This window comes from Tabrizicola sp. (genome assembly GCF_031377265.1).
In the GTDB taxonomy this organism is placed as follows: Bacteria; Pseudomonadota; Alphaproteobacteria; order Rhodobacterales; family Rhodobacteraceae; genus JAUYQR01.
In genome coordinates, this window is sequence record NZ_JANMET010000309.1 from 1 (window position 1) to 7,884 (window position 7,884).

The window sequence follows — 7,884 nt, forward strand, 5'->3', positions numbered from 1 at the left end:
ACGATGACCGGGCAGCCGGAATCTTCGGCATAAAGGGCCAGCCGGTCGGCGGGATAGGCCGGGTCCATCGGCACATAGGCTGCACCGGCCATCTGCCCCCAGGCCCCGCACGCCTGATCCTCGACACCGACCCCCGCCTTGCCAGTGCCTCCGCCATACCGCCCGCCAGCGGGTCTTTGGCCGAAGACCCGGCTTACGTGATCTACACCTCCGGCTCCACCGGTCGGCCAAAGGGCGTGGTGGTCAGCCACCGCAACGTGATCAACTTCTTCGCCGGCATGGATGACGCGGTAGGGGCCGATCCCGGCATCTGGCTGGCCGTCACCTCTCTGTCCTTCGACATTTCGGTGCTGGAACTGTTCTGGACCCTGTCGCGCGGCTTTACCGTGGTCGTGGCCGACGACGCCAGCCGCGTGCGCCCCTCTGGCGGCGGCACGGTTTCATCCCGCAAGATGGATTTCAGCCTGTTCTACTGGGGCAATGACGACGGTGCGGGGCCCAAGAAATACGAGCTTCTCCTCGAAGGCGCGAAATTCGCCGATACCAACGGCTTCTGCGCCGTCTGGACGCCCGAGCGGCACTTCCACGCCTTTGGCGGCCCCTACCCGAACCCCGCCGTAACCGGCGCGGCGGTGGCGGCGGTTACCAAAAACATCGGCGTTCGCGCTGGCAGTTGCGTGGCCCCTCTGCACCACCCCGCCCGGATCGCCGAGGAATGGGCAGTGATCGACAACCTGACCAATGGTCGCGCCGCCCTTGCCATCGCTTCGGGATGGCAGCCCGATGATTTTGTACTCCGCCCTGAAAACACGCCTCCGGCAAATCGTCAGGCGATGCTTGATACGATCACCACTCTGCGCAAATTGTGGCGCGGCGAGGCGGTGGAATTTCCGCGCAAGGACGGCACACCTCATGCCGTCGTCACCCAACCGCGCCCGGTGTCAAAAGAGCTTTCGGTCTGGGTCACAACCGCGGGCAACCCCGAAACCTGGCGCGATGCCGGTCGCCTTGGTGCCAATGTGTTGACCCATCTTCTGGGCCAGTCGGTCGCCGAGGTGGGCGACAAGGTAAAGATCTACCGCGCCGCGCTGGCCGAGGCCGGGCACAACCCCGCCGATTTCACCGTCACCCTGATGCTGCACACCTACATCGCCGCTGACCGTGAAACCGCGCGCACCATCGCCCGCGAACCGATGAAAGATTACCTGCGCAGCGCCGCCGCCCTGATCAAGCAATACGCCTGGGCCTTCCCCGCCTTCAAGAAACCGCAAGGCATCTCCAACCCGATGGAGATTGACCTCGCCGGCCTCGCGGCTGACGAAATGGACGCCATCCTCGACTTCGCCTTCCAGCGCTATTTCGAAGAGTCCGGCCTGTTCGGCACGGTCGAAGACTGCGTGACCCGCGTCGAAGACCTGAAGGCCATCGACGTTGACGAAATCGCCTGCCTGATCGACTACGGCATTCCCGCAGCCCAGGTTCTGGACGCGCTGAAACCCTTGGCCGAGGTTCTGCGCCGCACCAACAGCACCGCCGACCAGGACGATTCCCTCGCCGGTCTGATCCTGCGCCACAGCGTTACGCACCTGCAATGCACCCCGTCGATGGCGCGGATGCTGGCCGAAGATGACGGCGCGCGCGCGGCCTTGGCCCGGCTAAAGCGGATGCTGGTCGGTGGCGAGGCACTGCCGGGGCGGCTGGCGGGTGATCTTGCCGGCCTGATCGGCGGCCCGGTTCTCAACATGTATGGCCCGACCGAAACCACCATCTGGTCCTCGGTCGCGGCGACGCTGGGCGAAGATGGCGTCGTGAACATTGGCCAACCCATCGCCAACACCGCGCTTTATGTGCTGAACGATGCCGGCATCCCGGTCCCCGATGGCACCCCGGGTGAGCTGTGGATCGGTGGCGAGGGCGTGGCCACCGGCTACTTCCGCCGCGAGGATCTGACTGCCGAACGCTTTCACCCTGATCCCTTTGCCAAAACCGGCCGGATGTACCGGACCGGCGACCTGGTCCGCCGCCGCACCGACGGACGGCTTGATTTCCTTGGTCGCGCCGACCATCAGGTCAAGATCCGTGGCCACCGCATCGAACTGGGCGAGATCGAGACCGCCTTGGAATCCGCGCCCGGCGTGCGCCAGGCCGTGGTGATCCCGCGCGAAGACCTGCCCGGCGATGTCCGCCTTGTGGCTTACGTTACCACCAACGGCCCAACCGACGAAGCGGCGCTGCGCAGCCACCTGTCCGCGCGGCTGCCAGAGGTCATGGTGCCCGCCCATGTCGTGACACTGGATGCCTTCCCTCTCACGCCAAACCGCAAAGTCGACCGCAAGGCGCTGCCCGCGCCCTCTGCCCGCAACGCCGACCCCGGTTTTCTGCCTGCCGAAGACAGCATCGAACAGGCAATTGCCGCCGTCTGGTCGCGCGTGCTCGGGGTGGCGCGCGTTGGCCGGTCCGACAACTTTTTCGCGCTTGGCGGGCATTCGCTGCTGGCGGTGCAGGCGCATCGCGAACTCAAGGCGGCGCTGCGTTCCGATCGGCTGGCGATCACCGACATCTTCCGCTTTCCGGTCCTCTCGGCCCTCGCGTCGCACCTTGGTGCCGGGACCGCGCCTGCCGCACCGCCCCCCTCTGCCGACAGCGGCGCCGCGGCCCGGCTAGACGCCATGGCCCGCCGTCGCGCGATGCGCGAAGCGCGCGAACAGGCCCCAGGATGACCGTCGCCTTCCGCCAGGCAGCGCTTGAAGCCGCACTCGCAAGGCTATTCCCGCCCGGCGTGGCGGTTAGCGCCGAACCGATCATCGGCGGCCGTGAAGACAACCTCTGGCCCGCCGAGGCCAAGGCCATGACCGGCGCCGTAGCCTCGCGAAAGGCCGAATTTGCGGCAGGCCGCATCGCCGCCCGCCGGGCACTCATGGCAATCGGCCACCGCCCGACGGCGATTCCCGTCAGCCTGGACCGCGCGCCGATCTGGCCTGCGGGCATCGGCGGGTCGATCGCGCATTCTGCTGGTCTTGCAATTGCCGCAGTCCGCATCGGCGGCCCGCTTGGTATCGACATCGAAGAGGACGCCGCCCTCGAACCCGCCCTTTGGCCGGTGATCTGCGCGCCTGACGAACTTGCAATGCTGCCAGAATCAGACCGCGGCCGCTACGTGCGGCACGTGTTTTCCGCCAAGGAAGCCGCCTACAAGGCGCAGTTCCCCCTCACCGAAAGCCTGTTTGGCTTTGCTTCGCTCGCGGTAAGGCTGACGGACGGCGGCTTTGTCGCCAGCCTGCGCCACACCGTAAGCGGCCTTAGGGCCGGGCACGAACTGCATGGGCGCCTTGTCATCTACCAAGGAGTTGTCTTCACAGGCGTAACAATATGAGGCGAGCGGGGCTAATTGTCCTACTTTTGGCGATTGTCAGCGCAGCCATCAGCGCCCTGTGGTGGCGTGGATCGGGCACCCTGGACGATGCTGCCATGGCCGCCCGATACGCCGCCCCGTTGCCCGCACCCACTGGCCCGCTGACGATATTCCACATCGGCCACAGTCTGGTGAACCGTGATATGCCGGCGATGTTGGCCCAGCTTGCCGGTCAAGGCCATGGCTACGACAGCCAGCTTGGCTGGGGTGCGACGCTCAGCTCGCATTGGGGTGATGCCACCATCGGCGGCTTCGAGGTCGAGAATGCCCACCCCCGGTTCCGGCCTGCCTTCGAAGCGGTCGAAAGCGGCGACTATGACGCTATCGTCCTGACCGAGATGGTCGAAATCCGCTCGGCGCTGGAATACCATGACAGCCCGCGATATCTGGCGCTTTGGGCACAGAAAGCCCGCTCGGCCCATCCCGGCGTGCGGCTCTATCTCTTTGAAACCTGGCACAATCTTGATGATCCGGAAGGCTGGATCGAACGCCTTGACGCTGACCTTTCCCGCTATTGGGTGGACGGTATCTTGCGGCCCGCACTGGCGGATCTGCCTGCCGATGCGCAAATTCATCTGATCCCCGCGGGTCAGGCTTTGGCCGCCTTCGTGCGCGCGGTGGAACAGCAAGGCGGCGTCGGCAACCTGCGCGACCGCACGGACCTGTTCATGCGCAACGCTGACGGGACGCTTGACCAGATCCACCTGAACGACCTCGGAAATTACTTCGTCGCCTTGGTGCATTACGCCGTGCTCTACCAGAAAAGCCCGATCGGTCTGCCCCACGCACTAAAGCGCGGCGACGGTAGCCAGGCCGTTGCCCCAGCCCCCGAAACGGCGCTTTTGATGCAACAGATCGTTTGGCAAACGGTGCTGAAGACGCCGCTGACTGGCGTCGCACCCTGACAGCCGGGCGAATTGGCGCGAGACTGTGCCGCCGATATCAATCCTCAGTTGCAAAACAGAAACGAATAAACTGCCGATTGGAAAAAACCTTGGGGAAATTCCGCAAAATCGATCATTGCTCTTTCCGCAAGGCACTCACTTCAATATCGTTGTTCTTGTGTGCTTGCACAACGCGGCCTGCCAGCCGTGAACGAAGGGGAGATTGAGTAATGAAACTAGTTCGCATGTTGACTGCGATTGTCTTGGCGCTGCCGTTTCTTGCAGTTGGGGCCATGGCACAGGATTATCTGTTGCGGCCGGGCGATGTGGTGCAAATCGAAGTGCTGGAAGACGCCAGCCTGAACCGCACGGCGATCGTGTTGCCTGATGGACAGATCTCCCTGCCACTTGTCGGGTCGGTCAGAGCCTCTGGTCGCAGCCTCACTGACATTCAGTCAGATCTCGCCACACGGTTGGCCTCCAGCTTTGCCACCCCACCGACCGTATATGTCACCATGAGCGCCCTTGCCGAACGCGTCGTCGGCACCGCGCGCACGATCGACGTGTTCATTCTGGGCGCTGCGGCCACGCCGGGGCGCGTAGAGGTTGCTCCGGGCACGACCCTTCTGCAAGCAATCGCCCAAGCCGGCGGCCTTTCGCCTTTTGCTGCGAAAAAGCGCATCCAGTTGCGGCGCGTCGACAAGTCGGGCAATGAAAAGGTCTTCAGCTTTGACTACGACGCAATCGAACGCGGCGTGGCTGGCGGTTTGACGACCCGCCTCGCCGACGGCGACGTGATCTTCGTGCCGCAGCGCAAGTTGTTCGAGTAAGCTCGGCCATGCGTCGCGCAAACCTTCTCAGCGGTGTTCCGGCATTGGGCGCCATGTGTCTGGCTGCGTCTTCAGCCTTGGCGCAAGAAGGCGGCGTGACGCTGGTCTTCGGCATCGAACAACGCTTTGAATCTGGCAGCAATATCGGGCTCGACGTGCCGGCAACGGGTTCGACCAACGTCAGCGCAACCCGCCTGTCCTTTGGCCTGACCACAGAGACGCAGATCGACCGGCTGGAGTTCAACGCCTCAAGCGCCCTGCTGGTCGAAAACTCCTTCGACATCGACGGAACCGAAGCCCAGCTTGGGCGCCCTGACCTCAGTTTCGGCTATACGCGAGAGATCCCGAACGCGATCTTCAGCGTGACTGCCGCTTACCGGCGTGACGATGTCGATGCTTTCGACGACGATATCACCGCCGTGGATGAGGTGGGAACCCGCTCCGACTCCCGCGCTGAAGTTTACTTTGAAACCGGTCGCACCGCGCCACTTGGCTTTGCCGCCTCAGCGTCCTACGCCCTGTCCGACTACGAAGACACCACCGATCCTGACCTGAACGACACCGAAACTGTCCGCGTTGGCCTGCGCACATTGCTGCGGTTCTCCGACGTGATGGTTGGCACCGTTGGTCTGTCATTCGAGCGTGAGCAGGAAGATGACCTCGCCCAGACCGTCACCGAAACGTCTACAGCGTTCGCGGGCCTCGAATACAGCATGCCGAATGGCACCCTGAGCGGCACCCTCACCCTTGCGGATGAAACCGACGAAAGCCGCCGCGTCACCTTCGAGGTTGGCCGCTCGATGGTTTTGCTGGACGGCGAGTTCAACGCCCGCATTGGTGTGACCACGGCAGATGACTCTGGCACCGACCTGATTGGCGCTGTCGAATGGACGCGCGCGCAGCCCGACGGCGGCATCGGCGTCAGCCTGGAACGCACCGTCAGTTTCGATGACGAGACCGAGGTTGACACCACCTTCGCGGTGGATTGGCGGCGCGAGGTAAACGCGGTTTCGTCCTTTGCTGTCGATTTCTCATATGAGGTCAGCGATTCCCCGTCCGAACGGATTGAACAGGCCGAGATCGGCGCCGCCTACGGCTATGCGCTGACCGAAGCTTGGAACCTCGACACCGGCATCCGCTACCGCGTGCGCGAAGATAACGACGGCCGCGCCGAATCGCCTTCGATATTCGTCGCACTTGGCCGCAGTTTCGTTTTCCGCCCCTGATCCGCGCGCAGGCCAATCAAACCAAACAGCTGTCGGCCAAACTGGATACGGCGCAGCCGAAGCCACAATGCGATGTATTCTGTGAAAGTGGTGACCCCGGATGGATTCGAACCATCGACCTGCCGCTTAGGAGGCGGCCGCTCTATCCCCTGAGCTACGAGGCCCCGTTTGGCGCAGGCCACGCCCGTTCAATGCGTCAAAAAGCGTCGCAAGGCAACTGATCGGCAAAAGAAAAGGGGGAGCGAGTTTGGCCCACCACTCCCCCTTCCGGTCCGACGCATCCGGTTTGAGAGCTCGACGGACACGCAGGAAACATCCAGCCGCAATGGCTGTTAGCGCTATCACTACCAGACCACTGTCCCTTGGACAAGCCTCCGCTTTGGCGCTAGGTAGAATTGAACGAATGTTTCAGGCCGGGCAGCACCTTTGAGCAGAACTCCGAACTCTGATCCGCACCACCCGCTGACGTTGCGGGATGTGTCCGAAGCCTCCGGCGTCAGTGAAATGACCGTCAGCCGTGTCTTGCGCAACCGGGGCGACGTCTCCGCCACCACGCGCGAGCGGGTGCTGGAGGCGGCGCGAACGCTGGGCTACGTGCCCAACAAGATCGCCGGTGCCTTGGCCAGCCAGCGTGTCAACCTTGTCGGTGTCGTGATCCCCTCACTGTCCAACATGGTCTTCCCCGAGGTGATGACCGGCATTTCCGAAATGCTGGAAGGCACCGGCCTGCAACCCGTCGTCGGCGTCTCCAACTACCTGCCCGACCGGGAGGAAAGCGTAATCTACGAAATGCTGTCATGGCGGCCCTCGGGCCTGATCATCGCGGGCCTCGAACATACCCCTGCCGCACAGGCGATGCTGGCCCGCGCCGGCATTCCCATTGTCGAGATCATGGATATCGACGGCACCCCGGTGGACCACGCCGTCGGCATTTCCCATCGCCGCGCCGGTCGCCAGATGGCCGAGGCGATCATCAGTGCAGGCTATCGCCGCATTGCTTTCATGGGCACCCAGATGCCCAACGACCACCGCGCCCGCAAACGTCTGGAAGGCTTTGAAGAGGTTCTTGCCGCCAATGGCCTGACCCTGATCGACCGTGAGTTTTATTCCGGCGGCTCGGCCCTGCTGAAAGGCCGAGAAATGACCGAAGCCGTCTTGTCCCGGTCCCCCGATGTGGATTTTCTGTATTATTCCAATGACATGATCGGGGCAGGGGGCCTGCTGTACTGTCTGGACAAGGGCTTGGATGTGCCGGGCAAGATCGGTCTTGCGGGCTTCAACGGCGTGGAATTGCTGGACGGCATCTCGCGCAAACTTGCCACGATGGACGCCTGTCGTCTGGAAATCGGCCGCCGCGCTGCGCAGATGATCAGCGGCAAGCAGACCCTCGGCAAACCCGCGCCCGAGGTGATCGAACTGTTCCCCGTCCTGCAAACCGGCGACACGATCCGCAAGGGTTAGGGCAAGTGGCTTCTGCCTTTTACCCTTCTTGCCGGAATTGATTTCAATCAAATCAGGCCGCGCCTGCCTGC

General features: G+C 63.4%; 6 protein-coding genes and 1 tRNA gene. 6 read left to right on the top strand and 1 reads right to left on the bottom strand.

Features of this window, described 5'->3' with window-relative positions:
- The 5 genes from RMO18_RS16875 to RMO18_RS16895 form a co-directional block, all read left to right on the top strand.
- Positions 1-2,720: MupA/Atu3671 family FMN-dependent luciferase-like monooxygenase (locus RMO18_RS16875; protein ID WP_405054098.1), on the top strand; the 2,720-nt coding region annotated here is incomplete at its 5' end.
- On the top strand, positions 2,717-3,373 hold the full coding sequence (locus tag RMO18_RS16880) for a 4'-phosphopantetheinyl transferase superfamily protein (RefSeq protein WP_309667473.1): 657 nt from the start codon (positions 2,717-2,719) through the stop codon (positions 3,371-3,373). The genes RMO18_RS16875 and RMO18_RS16880, both read left to right, overlap by 4 nt.
- A gap of 95 nt (positions 3,374-3,468) precedes the next feature.
- Positions 3,469-4,317 (top strand): hypothetical protein, encoded by an 849-nt coding sequence (locus RMO18_RS16885; RefSeq protein ID WP_309667474.1) that lies wholly within the window; start codon positions 3,469-3,471, stop codon positions 4,315-4,317.
- Between the two features lie 209 nt (positions 4,318-4,526).
- Positions 4,527-5,126 carry a polysaccharide biosynthesis/export family protein gene (locus RMO18_RS16890; protein ID WP_309667476.1) on the top strand — a complete coding sequence of 200 codons (600 nt, stop codon included), beginning with the start codon at positions 4,527-4,529 and terminating at the stop codon, positions 5,124-5,126.
- Between the two features lie 8 nt (positions 5,127-5,134).
- A complete protein-coding gene (locus tag RMO18_RS16895) occupies positions 5,135-6,352 on the top strand; it encodes a hypothetical protein (RefSeq protein WP_309667477.1) in 1,218 nt (405 codons plus the stop codon).
- 88 nt (positions 6,353-6,440) lie between these two features.
- Here the strand turns inward: RMO18_RS16895 and RMO18_RS16900 are convergent.
- Positions 6,441-6,516: transfer RNA gene (locus RMO18_RS16900), tRNA-Arg, on the bottom strand.
- A gap of 340 nt (positions 6,517-6,856) precedes the next feature.
- On the opposite strand from RMO18_RS16900, the gene RMO18_RS16905 reads away from it, so the two are divergent.
- Entirely contained in the window at positions 6,857-7,813 is a 957-nt protein-coding gene (locus RMO18_RS16905; protein WP_405054099.1) for a LacI family DNA-binding transcriptional regulator, read from the top strand.
- Positions 7,814-7,884: the final 71 nt, after the last annotated feature.